We start from the raw sequence: 21,796 nt of genomic DNA, 5'->3' as shown, positions 1-21,796 counted from the left end.
CCTTCAGCCACTTCCAGCGAACGGTGAGGATTGCAACGGTGTTCGCCACCCTGTCAGATCGACTGACGTCGACGTTCAAGAACCTGCGGACCAAGGGGCGCCTGTCCGAGGCCGACATCGACGCCACGGTCCGCGAGATCCGCCGTGCCCTCCTCGACGCGGACGTCGCCGTCCCCGTCGTCCGGGAGTTCACCGGCACCGTGCGAGAGCGCGCGCTCTCCGCCGAGGTCTCTGGGGCGCTCAACCCCGCCCAGCAGGTCGTCAAGATCGTCAACGAGGAGCTCGTCGCGATCCTCGGCGGGGAGAGCCGTGGGCTCAACCTCGCCAAGAACCCGCCGACGGTCATCATGCTCGCGGGACTCCAGGGTGCTGGTAAGACGACGCTCGCCGGCAAGCTGGCGCTCAACCTGCGGCAGCAGGGGCACACCCCGCTGCTCGTCGCGGCCGACCTCCAGCGTCCGAACGCCGTCACGCAGCTCAAGGTCGTCGGCGAGCGCGCCGGCGTCCCCGTCTACGCCCCCGACGCGGGCAACCAGGGCGCCGAGGGTCAGTCGGGCGTGTCGACGGGGGACCCGGTCACCGTCGCTCGCGCCGGTGTCGAGACCGCTCGGTCCCGTCAGCACGACGTCGTGATCATCGACACCGCCGGTCGCCTCGGCGTCGACGCCGAGCTCATGCAGCAGGCCGCGGACATCCGCGACGCCACGAGCCCCGACGAGATCCTCTTCGTCATCGACGCCATGATCGGCCAGGACGCCGTCGCCACGGCGCAGGCCTTCGCCGAGGGCGTGAGCTTCACCGGTGTCGTGCTCTCCAAGCTCGACGGCGACGCCCGTGGTGGCGCGGCGCTCTCGGTCGCGCGGGTCACCGGGCAGCCGATCCTCTTCGCGTCGACCGGTGAGAAGCTCACCGACTTCGAGGTGTTCCACCCCGACCGCATGGCCTCGCGCATCCTCGACATGGGTGACGTGCTCACCCTCATCGAGCAGGCCGAGAAGGCCTTCGACGCCGACCAGGCCCAGGACATGGCCGACAAGCTGGCGTCGGGCAAGGACTTCACCCTCGCCGACTTCCTCGTCCAGATGCAGCAGATGCGCAACATGGGCTCCATGAAGAAGATGCTCGGGATGCTCCCGGGCATGGGCCAGATGCGGGAGGCGCTCGACAACTTCGACGAGCGCGAGGTCGACCGCGTCGAGGCCATCGTCCGCTCGATGACCCCCGCCGAGCGCGAGAACCCCAAGATCATCAACGGGTCCCGCCGGTCGCGCATCGCCAAGGGCTCCGGCGTCACGACGACGGACGTCAACCAGCTGCTCGACCGGTTCGCCGGCGCGCAGAAGATGATGAAGCAGATGAGCCGCGGCGGCGGCATGCCGGGGATGCCGGGCATGGGCAACCTGCCGGGCATGGGCGGCAAGAAGCAGCGCGGACGCCAGCAGGCCCCCGCCAAGAAGAACAAGAAGGGCCGCTCGGGCAACCCCGCGAAGCGTGTCGCCGAGCAGCAGGGCCTCACCAGCGGTCCGGCCGCACCGTCGGGCTCTGCCTTCGGCGTCGGCAAGCCGGCCGACGAGGCTCCGCTCGAGCTGCCCCCGGGCCTCGACAAGTTCCTCGGTCGCTGACCGGTCTGCCGCTGTGGACGACCGGACCGACCAGACCGCGCGTCCCACGCTCCACCTGCACGGGACGGTGGTGCTCGGGGACGACCACGAGGTCGGCGACGCCTGGGTGGTCGACGGACGTCTGACGCTCGAGCGCCCGCACGGCGGCCGGGACGAGACCGTCCGCCTGGACGGCGTCGCCCTCCCCGGGCTGGTCGACGTGCACTGCCACGTCGGCCTCGGCCCGCACGGGGCGGTCGGCCGCGACGAGGCGGAGGCCCAGGCCGTCGCCGACCGCGACTCAGGCGTCCTCCTCGTGCGCGACGCCGGGTCGCCCGCGGACACCCGCTGGGTCGACGAGCGGGACGACCTGCCCCGGCTCCTCCGTGCCGGGCACCACCTGGCCCGTCCCAAGCGGTACCTGCGCGGCTACGGCCGCGAGCTCGACGACGTCGTCGACCTGCCCGCCGCCGTCGCGCAGGAGGCCGACCGCGGGGACGGCTGGGTCAAGCTCGTGGCCGACTGGATCGACCGCGAGGTCGGCGACCTCACCCCGCTCTGGCCCGCCGACCTGCTCGCCGAGGCCGTCGCCGTCGCGCACGGTCGCGGCGCCCGTGTCACCGCCCACACCTTCTCGACCGAGGCCGTCGACGACCTGCTCGCCGCCGGCGTCGACTGCCTCGAGCACGGGACCGGGCTCACCGACGACCAGGTCGCCGAGGTCGTCCGGCGCGGGGTCGCCGTCACGCCCACGCTGCTCCAGGTGGCGCGCTTCGAGGAGATCGCGGCGCAGGGGGACGCGAGGTTCCCGGTCTACGCGGCACGGATGCGCAGGATGCACTCGAGGCGCTACGAGCACGTCGCCGCGCTGCACGAGGCGGGCGTCCGGCTGCTCGTGGGCACCGACGCAGGCGGCACCCTCGGCCACGGCCTGGTGGCGCAAGAGTGCGCCGAGATGGTCCGTGCCGGTGTGCCTGCCCGTGACGTCGTGGCCGCCGCGAGCTGGCGGACCCGTACCTACCTCGGGGTGCCGGAGGTGCTCGCCGCGCCGTCGGCAGACCTCGTCGTGTACCCCGCAGACCCGCGGACCGACGTCGGGGTGCTCGCGGCACCCGCAGCGGTCGTGCTGCGGGGTGCGCTGGTGGCACCCGGGACGCGGGCTGCAGGGTGACGCGACCGACGCCAGGTCCGCGGTGCCCGGAGGTGGCGGGCACGCTCGCACGTCTGGCATAATCACCTCCGTACTCGGCATGCCCGGCCCCTCTCTCCGGACAGTGTCGTGTCTCGGACCAGCTCATCACCCGCACCCCGCCGGAGCGGTGAGCAGTCCACCACCTTCAGAACCAGGAGAGACCACCACAGTGGCCACCAAGATTCGTCTCAAGCGCCTCGGCAAGATCCGGGCTCCGTACTACCGTATCGTCGTCGCCGACTCGCGCACCAAGCGTGACGGTCGCGCGATCGAGGAGATCGGCAAGTACCACCCGACCGAGGAGCCGTCGCTCATCGAGATCACGTCGGAGCGCGCCCAGTACTGGCTCGGAGTCGGCGCTCAGCCGACCGAGCAGGTGCTCGCGCTCCTCAAGGTCACCGGTGACTGGCAGAAGTTCAAGGGCCTGCCCGGCGCAGAGGGAACCCTCCGCACCAAGCAGAAGCCGTCGGCCGAGTCTGTCGCAGAGGCTGTCGCCGCTGCTGCTGCCGACGCCGAGAAGTCGAAGGCCAAGGCCTCCGAGGCGAAGGCAGCCAAGGCTGCCGCCGCAGCTGCCGACGCCACCCCGGAGGCTGACGCCCCCGCGGAGGAGCAGGCCTGATGCTCGCCGATGCTCTCGAGCACCTGGTGCGCGGAATCGTGGACAACCCCGATGACGTGCAGGTGAACGCCAAGGCCCTGCGCCGTGGCGAGCTCCTCGAGGTCCGGGTTCATCCCGACGACCTCGGACGGGTGATCGGCCGAGGTGGACGCACCGCTCGCGCGCTGCGGACCGTCATCGGCGCGCTCGCCGGGGACTCCCCGGTGCGCGTAGACGTCGTCGACGTAGATCGTCGCTGACCGCCCCAGGCGGTCAGGAAAGTCTGAAGACCGAGGCCCGGCCACCACTGGTGAGCCGGGCCTCGGTGCGTCTGGAGCCCCGCGCCGCGGGGCGTGATGGAGGAGCAGGGATGGAACTGACAGTCGCCACGATCGGGCGGGCGCACGGGTTGCGCGGAGAGGTCGCGCTCGACCTCCGCACCGACGACCCCGAGGCCCGTCTGGCCGACGGGCAGGTGCTGCGCACCGTCCCGGCCTCCGCAGGACCGCTCACGGTCGTGTCGACGCGCATCCAGAACGGCCGGTGGCACGTCGCCTTCGCCGAGCTCGGGGACCGCACCGCAGCCGAGCAGGCCCGTGGCATCGAGCTCGTGGTCGACGTCGACGCCTCCGACGAGGAGGACGCCTGGTACCCCCACGAGCTGGCCGGCCTGCGCGCCGAGCTCCAGGACGGGACAGTCGTCGGCGAGGTCGTCGGGCTCGACCACCTGCCCGCCTACGACATGCTCGTCGTCCGCGAGACCGACGGCACCCGGACCCTGGTGCCCTTCGTCCGCGTCATGGTCCCGGTCGTCGACGTCGCCGGGGGGCGCGTCGTGCTCGACCCGCCCGGCGGGCTGCTCGCCCGGGACGCCGTGAACCTCGAGGTCGCCACGCCCGAGGAGGGCTCGGCTGCCGCTGCCGCTGCCGCTGCCGCTGCCGACGCCGCCGAGGCTGCCGAGGCCGGAGCCGTCTCGGACGAGCCGCAGGACGACCCGACCGAGGGTGGTCGCTGAGTGCGTATCGACGTCGTCTCGATCTTCCCCGACTACCTCGCGCCGCTCGAGCTCTCGCTCGTGGGCAAGGCGGTGCAGTCCGGGCTGCTCGAGCTCACCGTGCACGACCTCCGGGCCTGGGCCACGGACCGCCACCGGACGGTCGACGACACGCCGTTCGGCGGCGGGGCCGGCATGGTCATGCGCCCCGACGTCTGGGGCACGGCCCTGGCCGACGTCCTCACGCCCGAGGCCACGCTCGTCGTGCCGACGCCGTCGGGGGAGACCTTCACCCAGCGCGTCGCCGAGTCGCTCGCCCTCGAGCCGCAGCTGGTGTTCGCGTGCGGCCGCTACGAGGGCATCGACGCCCGGGTCGCCGAGCACCACCGTGCTGCGGGAGGCACGGTCCGCGAGCTCTCGATCGGCGACTACGTCCTCAACGGCGGTGAGGTCGCCTCGCTCGTGATGATCGAGGCCGTGGCCCGTCTGCTGCCCGGGGTCATCGGCAACCCCGAGTCCCTCGTCGAGGAGTCGCACGGCGAGGCGGGGCTGCTGGAGTACCCCGTGTACACCAAGCCGCCGACCTGGGAGGGGCTCGACGTCCCCGAGGTCCTGCTCTCCGGGCACCACGCCAAGATCGCCCGGTGGCGACGTGACCGTGCGCTCGAGCGCACGCTCGAGCGTCGCCCCGACATGGTCGAGGCGCTCGACCCGAGCGTGCTCGACAAGGCCGACCGAGCTCTGCTCGCCGGTCACGGCTGGGCGGCGGGCGACGACGGGCACCTCCGCCAGGGCTGAGGGTCAGACACCCCCGCAGGCACGCGCGCAGGGCGGGTAGTGCGCGGCGGTCCGACTGTGGCAGAATCATCCCTTGGTGCACGCCGGACCGGACACTGCCACAGGGGCGTCCAACTCGGCTGTTTCACTGCTCTGATCGATCGTCGCACGGCACGCTCTCACGGGATGCCGGACCTGCGACCGGTGAGGCACCACATCCACTCATCACCATGGGGGCGGACGCCGCGTGCGACCGCACCCACGAGACGTACCTGACCTGTGGCAGGACGGGGAGAGAACATGAACACGCTCGACAGCGTCGACGCAGCATCGCTGCGGTCCGACATCCCGGCCTTCCGCGCCGGTGACACCGTCAAGGTCAACGTCAAGGTCGTCGAGGGCACGCGCTCGCGTGTCCAGGCGTTCCAGGGTGTCGTCATCGCCCGCGTCGGCGGCGGCGTCCGCGAGACCTTCACCGTCCGCAAGATCAGCTTCGGTGTCGGGGTGGAGCGCACGTTCCCCGCCAACGCACCGTCGATCGAGTCGGTCGAGGTCATCACCCGCGGTGACGTCCGTCGCGCCAAGCTGTACTACCTCCGCAAGCTGCGCGGCAAGAAGGCGAAGATCAAGGAGAAGCGCGACTTCGTCTCCAAGTGATCGTGTCGTGGCTCGTCGTCTGACGAGCCACGGACGAGCAGCGTTCTCCACGAGGGCGGCCACCGAGGTGGCCGCCCTCGTGCGTGCCACGACCGTCGACGCCTCACGCGCCTCGCGCGACGACGCGCGGGGCGGGCAGCATTCGATGTTCACCTCGAGGAAGTGGGACAGTATGCGAGTGACTCCTGACGCAGCGCACCCAGACGGCACCACCAGCGACGGGGCGACCGGTGCCGAGCCGCGCAAGGGGTCGTTCCTCCGCGAGGTCGCCATCATCGTCATCAGCGCTCTGGTGCTCTCCTGGGTCATCAAGTCCTTCTTCGTGCAGGCCTTCTTCATCCCCAGCTCGTCCATGGAGGACACCCTCGTCGAGGGTGACCGCATCCTCGTCTCGAAGATGGTGCCCGGCGTGTTCGACGTCCACCGCGGCGACGTCGTGGTCTTCAAGGACCCGGGCACCTGGCTGGCCGGCACGCCGCAGCCGCAGCGCAACGCGTTCCAGCAGGGCGTCACCGACGTGCTCACCTTCGTCGGGCTGCTCCCGCAGGACTCGGGCGAGCACCTCGTCAAGCGTGTGATCGGCACCGAGGGGGACCGTGTCACCTGCTGCGACACCGCAGGTCACATCGCGGTCAACGGTCAGACCATCGACGAGCCGTACCTGAAGCCGGGCTCCGCCCCGTCGCTGCTCGAGTTCGACCAGACGGTCCCCGAGGGGTTCCTCTGGGTGATGGGCGACAACCGCGCCCACTCGAGCGACTCCCGGTACAACGCCGGCAGCCCCGGTGGCGGGTTCGTCCCCGTCGACAACGTGGTGGGGACGGCCTTCGTCAAGGTGTGGCCGCTGGACCACCTCGGGTGGCTGCGCAACCCCGGCGCCACCTTCGAGGACGTCCCGGCCCCGTGAGCCCGCGCACGACGGTCCCTCCGGTCTTCGCCGACCTCGAGGTCGAGACCGGCATGCTGGCCGCAGGGGCCCGACGGCTCGCCGGCATGGACGAGGTCGGGCGCGGTGCGCTCGCCGGCCCGGTGAGCGTGGGCGTGTGCGTCGTCGACCTCTCGACCGGGCCCTGCCCCGTCGGGCTCACCGACTCCAAGGTCCTCACCGCCCGGGCCCGGACCGAGTACCTCCCCCTCATCGACGACTGGTCCGTGGCGACGGCCGTCGGGTCGGCCAGCGCGGCCGAGATCGACGCGGTCGGCATCGTCCGGGCGCTGCGCCTCGCGGGGCAGCGTGCGCTCGTGGCGGTGGCGCGGACGGCGGGCCCGGTCGACACGGTGCTCCTCGACGGCTCGCACGACTGGTTGACCGAGCCGGAACCCGACCTCCTCACCATGCTCGAGGGCGAGGAGGTCGCGGCCCCTGACGGGTACCTCGCGCCGCGGGTGCAGACCCGCGTCAAGGCCGACCTGTCCTGCGCGTCCGTGGCCGCCGCGAGCGTCGTCGCCAAGTGCGAGCGCGACGCCTCGATGGTGCAGCTCGCCAAGGACCACCCGCACTACGGGTGGATCGGCAACAAGGGCTACGGCTCGGCGCAGCACGTCGCGGCGCTCGGCGAGCACGGCCCGAGCCCGTTCCACAGGGTGAGCTGGCGGCTGCCCGGGGTCGGTCCGGGGGCGAGCGCCGTGCTCGATGGTCCATGATGGTCCAGTGAGCGCTGAGGACCTGGAGAACTACGAGACCGACATGGAGCTCGCGCTGTACCGCGAGTACCGCGACGTGGTGAGGCTCTTCGCCTACGTGGTGGAGACCGAACGGCGGTTCTACCTCGCCAACAGCGTCGACCTGCAGGTGCGGTCGGCCGCTGGTGAGGTGTACTTCGAGCTGCGGCTGGGCGACGCCTGGGTGTGGGACGTCTACCGCTCCAAGCGCTTCGTCAAGGCGGTGCGCGTCGTCACCTTCAAGGACGTCAACGTCGAAGAGCTCGCGCAGGCGGAGCTCGACCTCTAGCAGCCTGGGCTCTGGGCTCTGGGCTCTGGGCTCTGGGCTCTGGGTTCTGGTGCCCGGACCCGCCGGACGTCCGCCCGGGCCTACCTGCTCGTCGTCCACAGCAGAGGCTGCACCGTCTCGGTCCACAGACGGCTGACGGCAGGTCGCCCCGCCACCCCTCGCACCGGCAACGTCTGTGCCGGAGGTGGCACATGGACGTGGACAGGACAGACCGGGCCGCAGTGGGCCGGTACGGAGAAGAGCTCGTCGCCCGGATGCTCGAGGGCGCCGGGTGGGTCGTGGTGGACCGGAACTGGCGCGGGACGGGTGGCGAGCTCGACCTCGTGGCTCTCGACGGGCGTGAGCTCGTGGTCATCGAGGTCAAGACCCGGACCGGGCTGGGGTACGGACACCCGTCGGAGGCGGTCACCCCGCGCAAGCTCGCCCGGCTCCGCCGGCTCGCGGGCGAGTGGTTGGCCGGCAGGGCCGCCGAGACGGTGCCGGAGCGGCCGACGTCGGTGCGGGTCGACGTGGTCGGGGTCCTGCTCGAGAAGGGTCGCCCGCCGCAGGTCGACCATCTCGTGGGCGTGCTCTGATGGCGCTCGGCACCACGCTCGCCGTGTGCCTGGTCGGGCTGACCGGGCACCTGGTCGAGGTCGAGGCGCACCTGGCCGCCTCGGTCCCGGGGTTCACCCTCGTCGGGCTCCCGGACACCGCGCTCGCCGAGTCCCGCGACCGCGTCCGGGCAGCAGTCGCGTCGACCGGTCTCGTGCTCCCGCAGCGCAAGGTGACGGTCAACCTGTCACCGGCGGCCCTCCCGAAGGCAGGGTCGGGCTACGACCTCGCGATCGCCGTCGCCGTGCTGGCGGGCGCCGGCATGATCCACCGGGAGGGGCTCGCCAGGACCGTGCACCTGGGCGAGCTCGGGCTGGACGGGCGTGTGCACCCCGTGCGGGGCGTGCTCCCTGCCGTGGCGGCGGCCGCCGCCGCCGGGGTCGAGCGCGTGGTCGTGCCTGCCGGCGACGCGGACGAGGCAGCACTCGTCCCTGGGATCGAGGTGGTCGGCGTGCGGTGGTTGGCCGAGGTCGTGGCCCGGTACGGGGCGGACGTCGTGGTCCCCGACGACGGCGCCCGAGGACGCCGGCCTCCTGCGGAGCGCGCGACGCAGACGGTCGACGTCGACCTCGACGAGGTCGTCGGGCAGTCCGCAGCGCGGGTCGCGCTCGAGGTGGCGGCCGCCGGCGGGCACCACCTCCTCATGGTCGGACCGCCGGGCACCGGCAAGACGATGCTGGCGGCGCGGCTCCCCGGTCTGCTGCCGGCGCTCACCGAGCGCGAGGCGATCGAGGTCACCTCGGTCCACTCGGTCGCAGGCACCTTCGACGCGGCCGGCGGGCTCCTCGTCCGGCCTCCTTTCGAGGACCCTCACCACACGGCGACCCCGGCGGCCGTCGTGGGGGGAGGCTCGGGGACACCTCGCCCGGGCGCAGCCTCGCGGGCGCACCGGGGGATCCTGTTCATGGACGAGGCGCCGGAGTTCTCGCCGCGGGTGCTGCAGACCCTCCGGCAGCCGCTCGAGCACGGCGAGCTCGTCATCGAACGGGCCAACGGCAGCGCCCGGTACCCCGCGCGGTTCCAGCTGGTGCTGGCCGCGAACCCCTGCCCGTGCGGGCTCGCGATCGGCAAGGGTCTCGACTGCTCCTGCACGCCGATGGCACGGAGACGCTACTTCGCGAGGCTCTCGGGCCCGCTGCTCGACCGCGTCGACCTCCAGGTCGAGGTGCACCCGGTGACCCGTCTCGACATGCTCGACGGCCGAGCGCGGGAGGGGACCGCTGTGGTCGCGCGTCGCGTGGCACAGGCGCGGGCCGCGTCCCGCGAGCGGTTGGCCTCGACTGCCTGGAGCACGAACAGCGAGGTCCCCGGAGGGTGGTTGCGCGCTCGCCTCGGCGCAGACCGTTCGCTCCTCGGCGACCTGGACGCGGCGATGGACCGGGGGACCCTGAGCCTGCGCGGGGCCGACCGCGTGCTCCGCGTCGCCTGGACCCTCGCCGACCTCGCCGGGCGGGACGCGCCCTGCGCCGACGACATCGGCCGGGCGCTCGTGCTCCGGACGCGGGGGCAAGGGCTGTGAGCGCGGGGCAGGCGGGAGGCAGGGCGAGCGCTGCGAGCAGCTGGCGCCCGGGGGAGGCGCGCACCTCGACCGTGCTGGCCCGGGCGGCCTGGAGCCGGATCGCGGAGCCGGCCGACCGGGCCGCCGGTGCGCTGCTGAGGACGGTCGGCCCGGTCGACGCCCTCGGCTGGCTGCAGAGTGCAGGGACCGGGGACGACGCCGTCCGGCACGCCGTCTCCCGGCTCTGCGAGGTGATCGGTGTGGACGACAGGACCACCGTGCGACGGCTCGCGGCTGCGGTCGCACGTTGGGCACCTCGGGTGGCGACCACCGACCCGGCCCGAGACCTCGACAACCTCGCGAGGCTCGGTGGGCGTCTCGTCGTCCCCGAGGACGACGAGTGGCCGACCGGGCTGCTCGACCTCGGTGACGAGGGCCCCGCGTGCCTGTGGGTGCGGGGGACCGGTCGGGTCGACGAGACGCTCAGGCGGACGGTCTCGGTCGTAGGGGCCCGGGCGAGCACCGACTACGGCGACCGGGTCGCCGGTGAGCTGTCGGTCGGCCTCGTCGCCGCGGGGTGCACGACCGTCTCCGGAGGCGCTTACGGGATCGACGCGGTGGTCCACCGGTCCACCCTGGCGGTCGACGGGACCACGGTCGCGTTCCTCGCCGGCGGACCTGACCGCCTCTACCCGGCCGGGAACGCGGACCTCCTGCGCGGGGTGCTGGACGGTGCGGGACTGGTGCTGAGCGAGCTCCCGCCCGGGTCGGTGCCGAGCCGGGTGCGGTTCCTGCGTCGCAACCGGCTCATCGCCGCGTCGGGTCGGTCCACGGTCGTCGTCGAGGCGGCGTGGCGCTCCGGCTCGTTGGTCACCGCGCGCCTGGCGGCGGGGATCGGTCGCCCGGTCGGTGCCGTCCCCGGACCGGTCACCGCGGCAGGGTCGGCCGGGTGCCACCGGCTGCTGCGCGAGGGTGTCGCCGTCTGCGTGACCGACGTGGACGAGGTGCTCGAGCTCTCCGGTGCCGCGGGCGAGGGCCTCGACGGCATCGCGGCGACGGGAGCGCTGCGGGACGACGCGGACACGCGTGAGACCGACGGGCTCGACGCACCCGGCAAGGCTGCCTACGACGCGCTCCCGCTGCGACGGCCCGTCCCGGTCGACGCGCTGGTCCGGTCCTCGGGTCTGGCGCCCCACGAGCTCATGGCAGCGCTCGGGGTGCTGGAGGTCCGCGGGCTCGCGGTCCGGAGCACCGGTGGATGGTCACGCGCGGCGTCGACGGGCTGGTCGTGAGGCACGGCAGTCTGGTGCACCGTCGACGAGCACCCGAGGAGGTCACCTGCGCAGAGGGTGAAGTTCATGTGCGCATCGTCTGTTCTCGGTGGATCTTCCGCAGTTTTCCAACGATGCCGTGGAGGAGCGGGGGGCTGGTGACAAACTCCATCCGTGTGGGTCCTTGAACGCGACGCGCCGACAGGTCACGGTATTGCCATGCACGAGAGCGCCGGAGATGCCCCGAGCCTCGACGACGTCCGCGTCCTCGAGGAGTTCTCGGCGCACCTGACGTCGCAGCGCGGGCTCTCCGAGCACACGGTCCGCGCCTACGCCTCCGACCTCGCCGGGCTGTCGTCCTTCGCCCACCAGGTCGGTGCCGGACCGCTCGCAGCGGTGGGCCTCGACACCCTGCGCGGCTGGCTCGCGCAGATGGCCGGTCGTGACCTGGCCCGGTCCACCGTGGCCCGCCGCGGTGCAGCCGTCCGGGCCTTCTACGGCTGGGCCGTCCGGAGCGGGAGGGTCGGGAGCGACCCGTCCGTGCGGCTCGGCAGCCCCACCGTCTCGAAGACGCTGCCGACGGTCCTCGCGGTGGACAGCGCGACCGCCCTCATGGAGACGGCCCGCACCGCTGCCGTCGACGGCGACCCCGCCGCGCTGCGCGCCTGGGCCTGCGTGGAGCTGCTCTACGCGACCGGGGTCCGTGTCGGCGAGCTGGTCTCCCTCGACCTGCAGGACGTCGACCTCGACACGCGGTCGGTCCGGGTCGTGGGCAAGGGCGACAAGGAGCGTGTCGTGCCCTTCGGCGTACCGGCGGCGACGGCGCTGCGCTCCTGGATCGAGGACGGACGTCCCGGCCTCGAGCGTGGGAGCGGTGCCACGGCGGTGTTCCTGGGGCAGCGCGGCCAGCGCTGGGGGCAGCGGCAGGTCCGCGAGACGGTCCACAGGCTCTCCGCCGCCGCTTCGGTCGACGACGTCGCCCCGCACGACCTGCGGCACAGCGCCGCGACCCACCTGCTCAACGGTGGCTCCGACCTGAGGACGGTCCAAGAGGTCCTCGGGCACTCCACGCTCTCCACCACCCAGAGATATACGCACGTGTCGGCCGAGCGACTCAGGTCGTCCTACCAGCTAGCGCACCCTCGCGCATGACCGAAGTCGAGAGCCTCATGACTGCATCGAGCCCCACCCTGCTCGACGAGAGCCACGTGACGGACCGGGTGACCCCGGGCGAGCCCGCCCTCGGGACCCCGGCCTCCGCCCTCGTGGCGACCCAGGACCTCGTGGCGACCCCCGACGTCGACCTCCAGCCCGGTGCCCCGGTCGCAGCCCGCCCGGCCGCCCGGTCCGGCATGCTGCACGAGCGCCTCGACCGCGCCGCCCAGCGTGGGCCGGCTCCGACGGCCGTGGTGGTCGACCAGGCAGCCGCCGCTGCGGCAGCGGTCGCGAGCGAGATCGCCGGCGTGTGGCGCGAGTACAAGGCCTGCGCCGACGCACCCACCCGCGAGCGCCTCATCCTGCACTACGCACCCCTCGTGACCTCGGTCGCGTCCCGGGTCGGGATGAAGCTCCCCAGCACCGTCGAGCACGCCGACCTCGTCTCGTACGGGATGTTCGGGCTCATCGACGCGATCGAGAAGTTCGAGCTCGACCGCGAGATCAAGTTCGAGACCTACGCCACGTCACGCATCCGGGGAGCGATCCTCGACGAGCTGCGCGCCAACGACTGGGTCCCGCGCTCGGTGCGCAGCAAGGCGCGCGCCGTCGACCGTGCGCACGCCGAGCTCGAGGCGCGCCTGCACCGGGCGCCGACCGACCCGGAGATCGCCGAGCACATGGAGATCGCGCTGAGCGAGCTCCGCTCGATCCGCCACCTCGTGTCGACGGTGAACCTCGTGGCGCTCGACGAGGTCTTCGGTGCGGGCGACCAGGTCGAGCCGGTCGGTCACCTCGACACCGGTCACGGCGCCCGCTCGACCGACCCGGCGCGGACCTTCGAGTCCAAGGAGACCAAGTTCCTGCTCTCGCAGGCCATGGACCAGCTCGGAGAGCGCGAGAAGATCATGCTGGTGCTCTACTACTACGAGGGCATGACCCTCGCCGAGATCGGCGCCGTGCTCGGGGTCACCGAGTCGCGGATCTCGCAGATGCACACTGCGGCCATGGGCCGGCTCCGTGAGAAGCTCTCCCGCAGCGAGAGCGCCTGAGGTCAGCGGCAGGAGCACCACTCGCTCGACCGCGCCCACCAGCGCGAGCGGGTCGAGGTAGACCTCCCCGCGCAGCACGCCCCAGTGCACGCAGGCCGCCGGGGCGCAGTGCGACAGGGCGGCAGCCCCCAGCAGCCCGACGGTCTCGCCCTGGCGCACGGCCGAGCCCACGGAGAGCGTGCCGTCCACCGGCTCGAGGGTCGACCTCAGGCCGCCGGCATGGGTCACCACGACCACCGGGCGGTCGACCACCACGTCGGCGAAGGTGACGACGCCGTCGGAGGGGGCTACGACCGGAGAGCCCTCCGGGCCGGCCAGGTCGACGCCCCGGTGGCCCGCGAGCCATGGTGCCGCGGGCGGGTCGAAGTCCGCGAGGAGCAGCCCGGAGGTGACGAGCGTCGACCTGTCGAAGGGCGCTGGAGGGGTCGTGCCGAGAGGCAGGACGTACCGTGCGGACGAGCCGTCCGTCACGGCAGCCACGTCGGTCACGCCGGTCACGGCAGTCACGGCAGTCAGGTCCTGCGGGGCTGGCGCCTCGGCTGCCGCCGGGTCTCCGAGCGTGACGGGCGTCGGGGGTGCCGGGACCACACTGAGCGCCGGGAGCACAGGCAGCGCCGGGAGCACTGCGAGCGCTGTGAGCACAGCCAGCGCCGTGAGCAGGGTCGCGCGCAGCATCGAGAGCACCCTCGACATCGGGACGGTCGCCGCGCCGGGGCGGCCCTGGGGCATGTGCACACCGGCATCGTGGCGGACGACGGGGGAGGGCTGCTGCCGTGGTGCTCGTGCCTGTGGACGCCGGTCGGGACAGGTGGACGTCCACAGGGTGGATGTCCGGTAGACTGATCGACGCGACCGCCGTGTTCGTGCTGCCTGCAGGTAGCCGTCGTGGCCCGGAGCGCAGGTCCGTGAGGACCTGCACCGAGGTGCGACGGACCGCGCAGGCACGGACGGGCGATCGACTTCACGCACCTGACCGACCGGCTCCGCCGGTCGCTGGACGTGGGCGCGGTCCGGGGTGACCCGGTGCTCATGTCTGAGGTGCTAGGGGCGTCTCCCACCGGGGAGCACGCCGACAACCGGAACGCGGCTCTGACGAGCCGCAGAACACTGAGCACGGCGCTGGGTTGGTCCCGGCCGTGCCGAAAGGAAGTGCCATGGCCGTCGTGACCATGCGCCAGCTCCTCGAGAGCGGTGTCCACTTCGGACACCAGACCCGTCGTTGGAACCCGAAGATGAAGCGCTTCATCTTCACGGAGCGCAACGGCATCTACATCGTCGACCTCCAGCAGTCGCTGTCCTACATCGACCGCGCCTACGAGTTCGTCAAGGAGACGGTCGCCCACGGTGGGTCGATCCTCTTCGTCGGTACGAAGAAGCAGGCTCAGGAGCCCGTCGCCGAGCAGGCCGCACGCGTGGGCATGCCCTACGTGAACCACCGCTGGCTCGGTGGCATGCTCACCAACTTCCAGACGGTGAACAAGCGCCTGCAGCGCCTCAAGGAGCTCGAGCAGATCGACTTCGACGACGTCGCGGGGAGCGCCTTCACCAAGAAGGAGCTGCTCATCATGCGTCGCGAGCGCGACAAGCTCGCCCGCACCCTCGGCGGCATCCGCGACATGGCGAAGATCCCCTCCGCCGTGTGGATCGTGGACACCAACAAGGAGCACCTCGCGGTCGACGAGGCGCGCAAGCTGCGCATCCCGATCGTCGCGATCCTCGACACCAACTGCGACCCTGACGTCGTGGACTACAAGATCCCGGGCAACGACGACGCCATCCGCGCCGTCGCGCTGCTGACGCGAGTCATCGCCGACGCCGTCGCCGAGGGCCTCATCGCCCGTCACGCCGGCAAGTCCGGTGGCGCCGAGGCCACCGAGGCCGAGCCGCTCGCCGAGTGGGAGCGCGAGCTCCTCGAGGGTGCGTCCAAGGACGCTGCGGCCCCGGCCGCCGAGGCGCCCGCTGCTGAGGCACCCGCTGCCGAGGCTCCGGCCGCTGCCGAGGCCCCCGCGGCCGAGGAGCCCGCCGCTGCCGAGGCACCCGCTGCTGAGGCTCCGGCCGAGGCTGCCGCCGAGGTCGAGGCTCCGGCCGCCGAGGCAGAGTCCAAGTAGTCGACAGCGCCGGTGGGCGGGCGGCCAGGTGAACCCCTGGCCGCCCGCCCCCACCCCGATACCGCTCCTACACCCGAAGGACACCACTTATGGCGAACTACACCGCCGCTGACATCAAGGCGCTCCGCGAGCGCACCGGTGCAGGCATGCTCGACGTCAAGAAGGCCCTCGACGAGGCCGACGGCAACGCCGAGAAGGCACTCGAGATCATCCGCATCAAGGGTCTCAAGGGCGTCTCCAAGCGCGAGGGCAACGCGACCTCCGAGGGCCTCGTCGCCCTCGTCGTGACCGCCGTCGACGGTGGAGAGGTCGGCACCGTCGTCGAGCTCAACTCCGAGACCGACTTCGTCGCCAAGTCCGACGCCTTCATCGCCCTGGCCGACCGCGTGCTCAACGCCGTCGCCGCCTCGGGTGCCGCAGACGTCGAGGCCGGGCTGGCCGCTGACGTCGACGGCGAGACCGTCGCCGAGCTCGTCGCCTCGACCGCCGCGACCCTGGGCGAGAAGATCGTCCTGCGCCGCGTCGCCCGCGTCGCCGCGCCGAAGGTCACGAGCTACCTGCACCGCACGAGCAAGGACCTCCCGCCGTCGATCGGTGTCCTCATCGGCACCGACGAGGCCGGAGCGGCCGTGGGCAAGGACATCGCGCAGCACATCGCCGCCATGTCGCCCACCTTCCTCAGCCGTGAGGACGTCCCCGAGGAGACCGTCGCCAACGAGCGTCGTATCGCCGAGGAGACCTCGCGCAACGAGGGCAAGCCCGAGGCTGCCCTCCCGAAGATCATCGAAGGCCGCCTCGGCGGGTTCTTCAAGGACGTCGTGCTCCTCGAGCAGCCCCTTGCCAAGGACCCGAAGAAGTCGGTCAAGAAGACCCTCGAAGAGGTCGGCGGGACCGCCACGGAGTTCGTGCGCTTCCGCGTCGGCTCCTGAACGACTGCATGACGGCGATGCCCGGCCCGCGCACCTCGCGGGCCGGGCATCGGCACAGGGTGGGGAAGTGATTCGACGATGGGAGCACACGTGACGGACGTCAGCATCGAGGACCAGCGGTCCGGCACCGGGGGAGCCCGCAGGGTCCTCCTCAAGCTGTCGGGCGAGGCCTTCGGCGGTGGGCAGATCGGGCTCGCGTCCGACGTGGTCCGCCGCGTCGCCGCCGAGATCGCCGCGGCGGTCGCCGAGGGTGTCCAGGTGGCCATCGTCGTCGGGGGAGGGAACTTCTTCCGCGGGGCCGAGCTCTCCCAGCAGGGCCTCGACCGGGCGCGCGCCGACTACATGGGCATGCTCGGGACCGTGATGAACTGCCTCGCCCTCCAGGACTTCCTCGAGCAGGCCGGCGTGAGCACGCGCGTGCAGACGGCGATCGCCATGGGCCAGGTCGCCGAGCCGTACATCCCGCTCCGGGCGATCCGGCACCTCGAGAAGGGCCGCGTCGTGATCTTCGGCGCCGGCGCCGGCATGCCGTACTTCTCGACGGACACCGTCGCCGCCCAGCGCGCTCTCGAGACGCACTGCGACGAGGTGCTCATGGGCAAGAACGGCGTCGACGGGGTCTACTCCGCAGACCCGCGCAAGGACCCGGACGCCGTGAAGCTCGACTCCCTGACCTACACCGACGCGCTCGTCAACGACCTTGCCGTCATGGACGCCACGGCCCTGAGCCTGTGCCGCGACAACGACGTGCACATGCGCGTGTTCGGCATGGACGAGCCCGGCAACGTCACCCGCGCGCTGCTGGGTGAGAAGATCGGAACGCTGGTCACCGCGGGCTGAGGCCCGCGACGACCTGCACGAACAGCCCTGCCATGCCGTGAGCGTGGCGCCGAGATCGTGATGAAGGAGTACCGGTGATCGACGACACCCTCCTCGAGGCTGAGGACAAGATGGACAAGGCGATCGAGGTCGCCAAGAACGGCTTCGCCAGCATCCGGACCGGACGCGCGAACTCCGCGATGTTCTCGCGGATCACGGTCGAGTACTACGGCGCCCAGACGCCCCTCCAGCAGCTCGCGTCCTTCAACACCCCGGAGGCGCGCACCATCCTCGTGGTGCCCTTCGACAAGACGGCGCTGCCGGCCATCGAGCGCGCCCTGCGCGACTCCGACCTCGGCGTCAACCCGAGCAACGACGGCAACGTCATCCGGATCGTCCTCCCGGTCCTCACGGCGGAGCGTCGCAAGGAGTACGTCAAGCTCGCCAAGACCCAGGCAGAGGACGCCCGTGTCTCGGTGCGCGCTGTCCGCCGCAAGGCGAAGGACACGCTCGACAAGCTCGTCAAGGACGGCGACGCCGGCGAGGACGAGGGCGTGCGCGCGGAGAAGGAGCTCGAGGCGATCACCAAGCGGCACGTCGACGTCGTCGACCAGCTGCTCGCCTCCAAGGAAGCCGAGCTGCTCGAAGTCTGATGGTCGACTCTCCCTCGTCCGAGGCCGTCGCCCGGGCTCCGCGCACAGGTCGCAACCTCCCGGTCGCGATCGGTGTCGGCGTCGCCCTGCTCCTGGCGGTGTTCGGGTCGCTGTTCATCCGCAAGGAGATCTTCATCGGCTTCGCGCTGCTGGCGATCGGTGCTGCTCTCTGGGAGCTCTCGAAGGCCTTCGGTCGTCGAGGGATCCACATCCCGCTGCTGCCGCTGTGGGTCGGCTCGGCCGGCATGCTCGTCTCGACCTACCGGGCGGGGTCCGAGGCCCTCATGGTCTCGTTCGTCCTGACCGCTGCGGGCCTGGTCGTCTGGCGTGTGGTCGACGGCGGCGGGACCGGAGCGGTGCGCGACGCCGCGTCCGGGATCTTCGCAGCCACGTACCTGCCGCTCATGGGCGGGTTCGTCATGCTCATGCTCGCGGCGGACGACGGTCACTGGCAGGTGCTCGTCTTCATCCTGCTGGCCGTCGCGAACGACGTCGGCGGGTTCGTGGCAGGGGTCCTCTTCGGACGGCACCCGCTGGCCCCGTCGGTCAGCCCGAAGAAGAGCTGGGAGGGGCTCGCCGGCTCCTTCGTCCTGGCCATGGCCGTCGGTCTCGTGGGGGCCGTCCTGCTGCTCGACCACAACCCGGTCATCGGTCTGGCGCTGGGTCTGCTGACACCGCTCACCGCGACCCTCGGGGACCTCGCGGAGTCGATGATCAAGCGCGACCTAGAATTGAAGGACATGGGGTCGCTGCTGCCCGGGCACGGCGGGGTCCTGGACCGTCTCGACTCGATGCTGCTCACCGCCCCGTTCGTGTACCTGCTGCTCTCGGTCGGCCCGGAGCTGGCCGCCTGAGCAGGCTCTGCACCACTACCTGCACGACCGCACGCACCGCCGCTCGACCTGCACCGCACATCACCAACCGACTGGATCTGTGACCATGGCTGTTCAACGCTCAACCACCGAGCGCCCGACCGGACTGAGCGCAGCCCAGCAGGCTGGCCTCAAGACTCCGCTGACCCTGCAGATGGCCGCGCCCCCGCGTCGCGGCAAGCCCCCGCGCCACTTCGCCGACCTCTCCCCGGAGGAGCGCGTGGCGGCAGTCACCGAGCTCGGCGAGAAGCCGTTCCGCGCCAAGCAGCTCGCGACGCACTACTTCTCCCACCTCACCGCGGACCCCCAGGACATGACGGACCTGCCCGCCGGCAGCCGCGACGTGCTGACCGACGCGCTGTTCCCGCCGCTGCTCACCAAGGTGCGCACCATGGAGGCCGACGGCGGCACGACCGTGAAGACCCTCTGGCACCTCTACGACCAGGTCAAGGTCGAGTCGGTGCTCATGCGCTACACGAGCCGCACGACGCTCTGCGTGTCGAGCCAGGCCGGCTGCGGCATGGCGTGCCCCTTCTGCGCGACCGGGCAGCTGGGCCTGACCCGCAACCTCTCGACCGCCGAGATCGTCGAGCAGGTCCGGCAGGCCGCCAAGTCGCTCGCCGACGGCGAGATCCCCGGCGGCCCCACCCGGCTCAACAACCTCGTGTTCATGGGGATGGGCGAGCCGCTCGCCAACTACAAGGCGGTCATCGGCACCGTGCGCCAGGCCGTCGCCCCGGCCCCCGACGGCCTCGGCATGTCGGCGCGCAACATCACCGTCTCCACGGTCGGCCTCGTCCCCGCGATGAACAAGCTGGCCAAGGAGGGCATCCCGGTGACGCTCGCGCTGTCGCTGCACGCCCCCGACGACGAGCTCCGCAGCGACCTGGTCCCGATCAACACGCGCTGGTCGGTCGACGAGGTCCTCGACGCGGCGCGTGGGTACTTCGACGCGACGGGTCGACGCGTGAGCATCGAGTACGCCCTCATCAAGGACATGAACGACCACGCGTGGCGCGCGGACCTGCTGGGCGAGAAGCTCACCGCCCGCGGCCAGGGCTGGGTGCACGTCAACCCCATCCCGCTCAACCCCACGCCCGGCTCCATCTGGACCGCGAGCGAGCAGGACGTCGAGGACGAGTTCGTCGCCCGGCTCCGTGGGCACGGCATCCCCACCACCATCCGGGACACTCGGGGAAGTGACATCGACGGCGCCTGCGGGCAGCTCGCAGCGGAGGAGTCAGCATGACGAAGATGTTCTCGACGGTGTCTCGGCTCAGGCTCGGCTACGAGCAGGAGGACGTCGACGACTTCTTCGCGCACGCCCGCCAGGTCTACGAGGGGCAGAGCGACGAGGACCTCTCGAGCCGTGACATCCGGTCGGCCGGCTTCGAGCTGGCCCGTGGCGGCTACGACACCGACGAGGTCGACGCCGCCCTCGACCGCCTCGAGAGCGCCTTCGTGGCCCGCGCGCGCCAGGAGGTGCTCGTGACAGGAGGCTCGGCCGCCTGGATGGAGCAGCTCGCGGAGAACGCACGCTCGCTCTACGGCAGGCTCGGGCGCCCGGACGGCGAGCGGTTCGAGCCGGCCCGGCGCGGGCAGCCCGCCTACGACCGCGACGACGTCGACGACCTGTGCGACCGGCTCGTCGAGTACTTCGACAAGACCGAGCCGATCACGGCGGACGAGATCCGGCGGGCACGGTTCCGCCGGCGCTCCGGTCGGCGCGGCTACGCCGAGGCACCGGTCGACGCGTTCTTCTCCCGGGCTGTCGAGGTGCTCCTCGGTGTCGAGTAGCAGCGTCCGCTCGGTCACCCTCCTCGGGTCGACGGGGTCCATCGGGACCCAGGCCGTCGACGTCCTCTCCCGGCACCGCGACAGGTACCGGGTGACAGCGCTCTCGGCCGGTGGGGCGCAGCCCGAGATGCTCGCCCAGCAGGCCGTCGACCTCGACGTCGAGGTCGTGGCGGTGTCTGACGAGGCGGCGGTACCGGCGCTCCGCGACCACCTCTCGCGCCTGCAGACCCCAGGCTCTCGCGCGATCGAGGTCCTCTCCGGCCCGGACGCCGCGACCACGCTCGCCGCGGGCGGCTCGGACGTCGTGCTCAACGGGATCACCGGCTCGGTCGGCCTCGGGCCGACGCTGGCCGCGCTGCGGTCGGGATCGACCCTCGCGCTCGCCAACAAGGAGTCCCTCGTGGTCGGGGGGCCGCTCGTCCAGGCGGCGCGCGTGCGCCCCGACCAGATCGTCCCGGTCGACTCCGAGCACTCGGCGATGGCGCAGAGCCTGCGCTCGGGTGCCCGCCACGAGGTCCGCCGGCTCGTGCTCACCGCGTCGGGCGGCCCGTTCCGCGGCTGGCACCGTGACGACGTCAAGGCCGTGACGGTGGACCAGGCGCTCGACCACCCCACGTGGTCGATGGGGCCGGTCGTCACGATCAACTCGGCGACGCTGGTCAACAAGGGGCTCGAGCTCATCGAGGCGCACCTGCTCTTCGACGTCCCGGTCGACGACATCACCGTGGTGGTCCACCCGCAGTCCGTCGTGCACTCGATGGTCGAGTTCCACGACGGGTCGACGATCGCCCAGGCCTCGCCACCGGACATGCGGCTGCCGATCGCGCTCGGCCTCAGCTGGCCCGAGCGTCTCGACGACGTGTCGACGCCGTGCGACTGGTCGAGGCCCGTCGCCTGGACCTTCGAGCCTCTCGACGAGACCCTCTTCGGTGCCGTCCGGCTCGCCAGGCAGGTCGCAGCCGCGGGTGCCACCCACCCGGCGGTCTTCAACGCCGCGAACGAGGAGTGCGTCGCAGCCTTCCTCGAGGGGCGCATCGGGTTCCTCGAGATCGTCGAGACCGTCGAGCGCGTGGTCGCCGAGCACGAGTCGAGCAGCGGTGTGCTCACCCTCGACGACGTGCTCGCAGCCGAGACGTGGGCGCGCGGGCGGGCGCGCGAGGTGCTCGCCGAGCGCTGAGTGGCTCGCAGGTGGCTCCCAGGCCGCTCGGGCACCATGTCCGCGGACCGAGCCGGTCCGCGCGCCCTGCGCGGTACCCTTCGACCAGCGCACCGTGCTGA

General features: G+C 71.9%; 23 protein-coding genes and 1 pseudogene. 23 read left to right on the top strand and 1 reads right to left on the bottom strand.

The genetic code is table 11. The annotated features are described in order from the left end of the window. Positions 1-38 precede the first annotated feature (38 nt). From ffh to SKED_RS11590, 15 genes are all read left to right on the top strand, one after another. Positions 39-1,622, top strand: a complete 1,584-nt coding sequence (gene ffh, locus SKED_RS11660; protein ID WP_012867360.1) for a signal recognition particle protein — start codon at positions 39-41, stop codon at positions 1,620-1,622. A 13-nt stretch (positions 1,623-1,635) separates the two neighbouring features. Further along, on the top strand, positions 1,636-2,772 hold the full coding sequence (locus SKED_RS11655; protein ID WP_012867359.1) for an amidohydrolase family protein: 1,137 nt from the start codon (positions 1,636-1,638) through the stop codon (positions 2,770-2,772). Positions 2,773-2,962: 190 nt separating this feature from the next. Next, entirely contained in the window at positions 2,963-3,412 is a 450-nt protein-coding gene (rpsP, locus tag SKED_RS11650; RefSeq protein ID WP_012867358.1) for a 30S ribosomal protein S16, read from the top strand. Then, complete coding sequence (locus SKED_RS11645; protein ID WP_012867357.1) at positions 3,412-3,651, top strand: RNA-binding protein; 240 nt, start codon at positions 3,412-3,414, stop codon at positions 3,649-3,651. The genes rpsP and SKED_RS11645 overlap by 1 nt, the downstream gene beginning before the upstream one ends. A 110-nt stretch (positions 3,652-3,761) precedes the next feature. Continuing rightward, positions 3,762-4,406 carry a ribosome maturation factor RimM gene (rimM, locus tag SKED_RS11640; RefSeq protein WP_012867356.1) on the top strand — a complete coding sequence of 215 codons (645 nt, stop codon included), beginning with the start codon at positions 3,762-3,764 and terminating at the stop codon, positions 4,404-4,406. After that, on the top strand, positions 4,407-5,183 hold the full coding sequence (trmD, locus tag SKED_RS11635) for a tRNA (guanosine(37)-N1)-methyltransferase TrmD (RefSeq protein WP_012867355.1): 777 nt from the start codon (positions 4,407-4,409) through the stop codon (positions 5,181-5,183). Between the two features lie 279 nt (positions 5,184-5,462). After that, positions 5,463-5,819 (top strand): 50S ribosomal protein L19, encoded by a 357-nt coding sequence (rplS, locus tag SKED_RS11630; RefSeq protein WP_012867354.1) that lies wholly within the window; start codon positions 5,463-5,465, stop codon positions 5,817-5,819. Positions 5,820-5,991: 172 nt separating this feature from the next. After that, positions 5,992-6,726, top strand: coding sequence for a signal peptidase I (gene lepB / locus SKED_RS11625; protein ID WP_425358115.1), 735 nt, complete (start codon positions 5,992-5,994; stop codon positions 6,724-6,726). Further along, positions 6,723-7,463: a ribonuclease HII gene (locus SKED_RS11620; protein ID WP_012867352.1), complete on the top strand. Its 741-nt coding sequence runs from the start codon at positions 6,723-6,725 to the stop codon at positions 7,461-7,463. Before lepB ends, SKED_RS11620 begins: the two co-directional genes overlap by 4 nt. A 7-nt stretch (positions 7,464-7,470) precedes the next feature. Then, positions 7,471-7,770 carry a DUF2469 domain-containing protein gene (locus tag SKED_RS11615; protein WP_012867351.1) on the top strand — a complete coding sequence of 100 codons (300 nt, stop codon included), beginning with the start codon at positions 7,471-7,473 and terminating at the stop codon, positions 7,768-7,770. Between the two features lie 191 nt (positions 7,771-7,961). Further along, entirely contained in the window at positions 7,962-8,345 is a 384-nt protein-coding gene (locus tag SKED_RS11610) for a YraN family protein (protein WP_012867350.1), read from the top strand. Beyond that, positions 8,345-9,883 carry a YifB family Mg chelatase-like AAA ATPase gene (locus SKED_RS11605; RefSeq protein WP_012867349.1) on the top strand — a complete coding sequence of 513 codons (1,539 nt, stop codon included), beginning with the start codon at positions 8,345-8,347 and terminating at the stop codon, positions 9,881-9,883. Before SKED_RS11610 ends, SKED_RS11605 begins: the two co-directional genes overlap by 1 nt. Beyond that, positions 9,880-11,154 (top strand): DNA-processing protein DprA, encoded by a 1,275-nt coding sequence (locus SKED_RS11600; protein ID WP_245534557.1) that lies wholly within the window; start codon positions 9,880-9,882, stop codon positions 11,152-11,154. The genes SKED_RS11605 and SKED_RS11600 overlap by 4 nt, the downstream gene beginning before the upstream one ends. Before the next feature lie 198 nt (positions 11,155-11,352). Next, positions 11,353-12,285: a tyrosine recombinase XerC gene (locus SKED_RS11595; protein ID WP_012867347.1), complete on the top strand. Its 933-nt coding sequence runs from the start codon at positions 11,353-11,355 to the stop codon at positions 12,283-12,285. Positions 12,286-12,302: 17 nt separating this feature from the next. Further along, positions 12,303-13,340 (top strand): FliA/WhiG family RNA polymerase sigma factor, encoded by a 1,038-nt coding sequence (locus SKED_RS11590; RefSeq protein ID WP_012867346.1) that lies wholly within the window; start codon positions 12,303-12,305, stop codon positions 13,338-13,340. 60 nt (positions 13,341-13,400) lie between these two features. Here the strand turns inward: SKED_RS11590 and SKED_RS19545 are convergent. After that, positions 13,401-14,015 (bottom strand): annotated as a pseudogene (locus tag SKED_RS19545) (M23 family metallopeptidase); the annotation flags it as partial. Between the two features lie 479 nt (positions 14,016-14,494). Between SKED_RS19545 and rpsB the strand changes: the two are divergent. The 8 genes from rpsB (at position 14,495) to dxr (ending at position 21,695) form a co-directional block, all read left to right on the top strand. Beyond that, entirely contained in the window at positions 14,495-15,448 is a 954-nt protein-coding gene (rpsB, locus tag SKED_RS11585) for a 30S ribosomal protein S2 (RefSeq protein WP_012867345.1), read from the top strand. An 89-nt stretch (positions 15,449-15,537) separates the two neighbouring features. Then, positions 15,538-16,377 (top strand): translation elongation factor Ts, encoded by an 840-nt coding sequence (gene tsf, locus SKED_RS11580; protein ID WP_012867344.1) that lies wholly within the window; start codon positions 15,538-15,540, stop codon positions 16,375-16,377. Positions 16,378-16,467: 90 nt separating this feature from the next. After that, on the top strand, positions 16,468-17,217 hold the full coding sequence (pyrH, locus tag SKED_RS11575) for a UMP kinase (protein ID WP_012867343.1): 750 nt from the start codon (positions 16,468-16,470) through the stop codon (positions 17,215-17,217). A gap of 74 nt (positions 17,218-17,291) precedes the next feature. Further along, positions 17,292-17,849, top strand: a complete 558-nt coding sequence (gene frr / locus SKED_RS11570; protein WP_012867342.1) for a ribosome recycling factor — start codon at positions 17,292-17,294, stop codon at positions 17,847-17,849. Further along, a complete protein-coding gene (locus SKED_RS11565) occupies positions 17,849-18,703 on the top strand; it encodes a phosphatidate cytidylyltransferase (RefSeq protein ID WP_012867341.1) in 855 nt (284 codons plus the stop codon). The genes frr and SKED_RS11565 overlap by 1 nt, the downstream gene beginning before the upstream one ends. Positions 18,704-18,875: 172 nt before the next feature. Beyond that, a complete protein-coding gene (gene rlmN, locus SKED_RS11560) occupies positions 18,876-19,970 on the top strand; it encodes a dual-specificity RNA methyltransferase RlmN (RefSeq protein ID WP_012867340.1) in 1,095 nt (364 codons plus the stop codon). After that, positions 19,967-20,518 carry a DivIVA domain-containing protein gene (locus tag SKED_RS11555; RefSeq protein ID WP_012867339.1) on the top strand — a complete coding sequence of 184 codons (552 nt, stop codon included), beginning with the start codon at positions 19,967-19,969 and terminating at the stop codon, positions 20,516-20,518. The genes rlmN and SKED_RS11555 overlap by 4 nt, the downstream gene beginning before the upstream one ends. After that, positions 20,508-21,695, top strand: coding sequence for a 1-deoxy-D-xylulose-5-phosphate reductoisomerase (dxr, locus tag SKED_RS11550; protein ID WP_012867338.1), 1,188 nt, complete (start codon positions 20,508-20,510; stop codon positions 21,693-21,695). The genes SKED_RS11555 and dxr overlap by 11 nt, the downstream gene beginning before the upstream one ends. The last annotated feature ends 101 nt before the right edge of the window (positions 21,696-21,796 follow it).

It is taken from the genome of Sanguibacter keddieii DSM 10542 (assembly GCF_000024925.1).
In the GTDB taxonomy this organism is placed as follows: Bacteria; Actinomycetota; Actinomycetes; order Actinomycetales; family Cellulomonadaceae; genus Sanguibacter; species Sanguibacter keddieii.
This window is presented reverse-complemented; position numbering and strand designations above follow the sequence as displayed.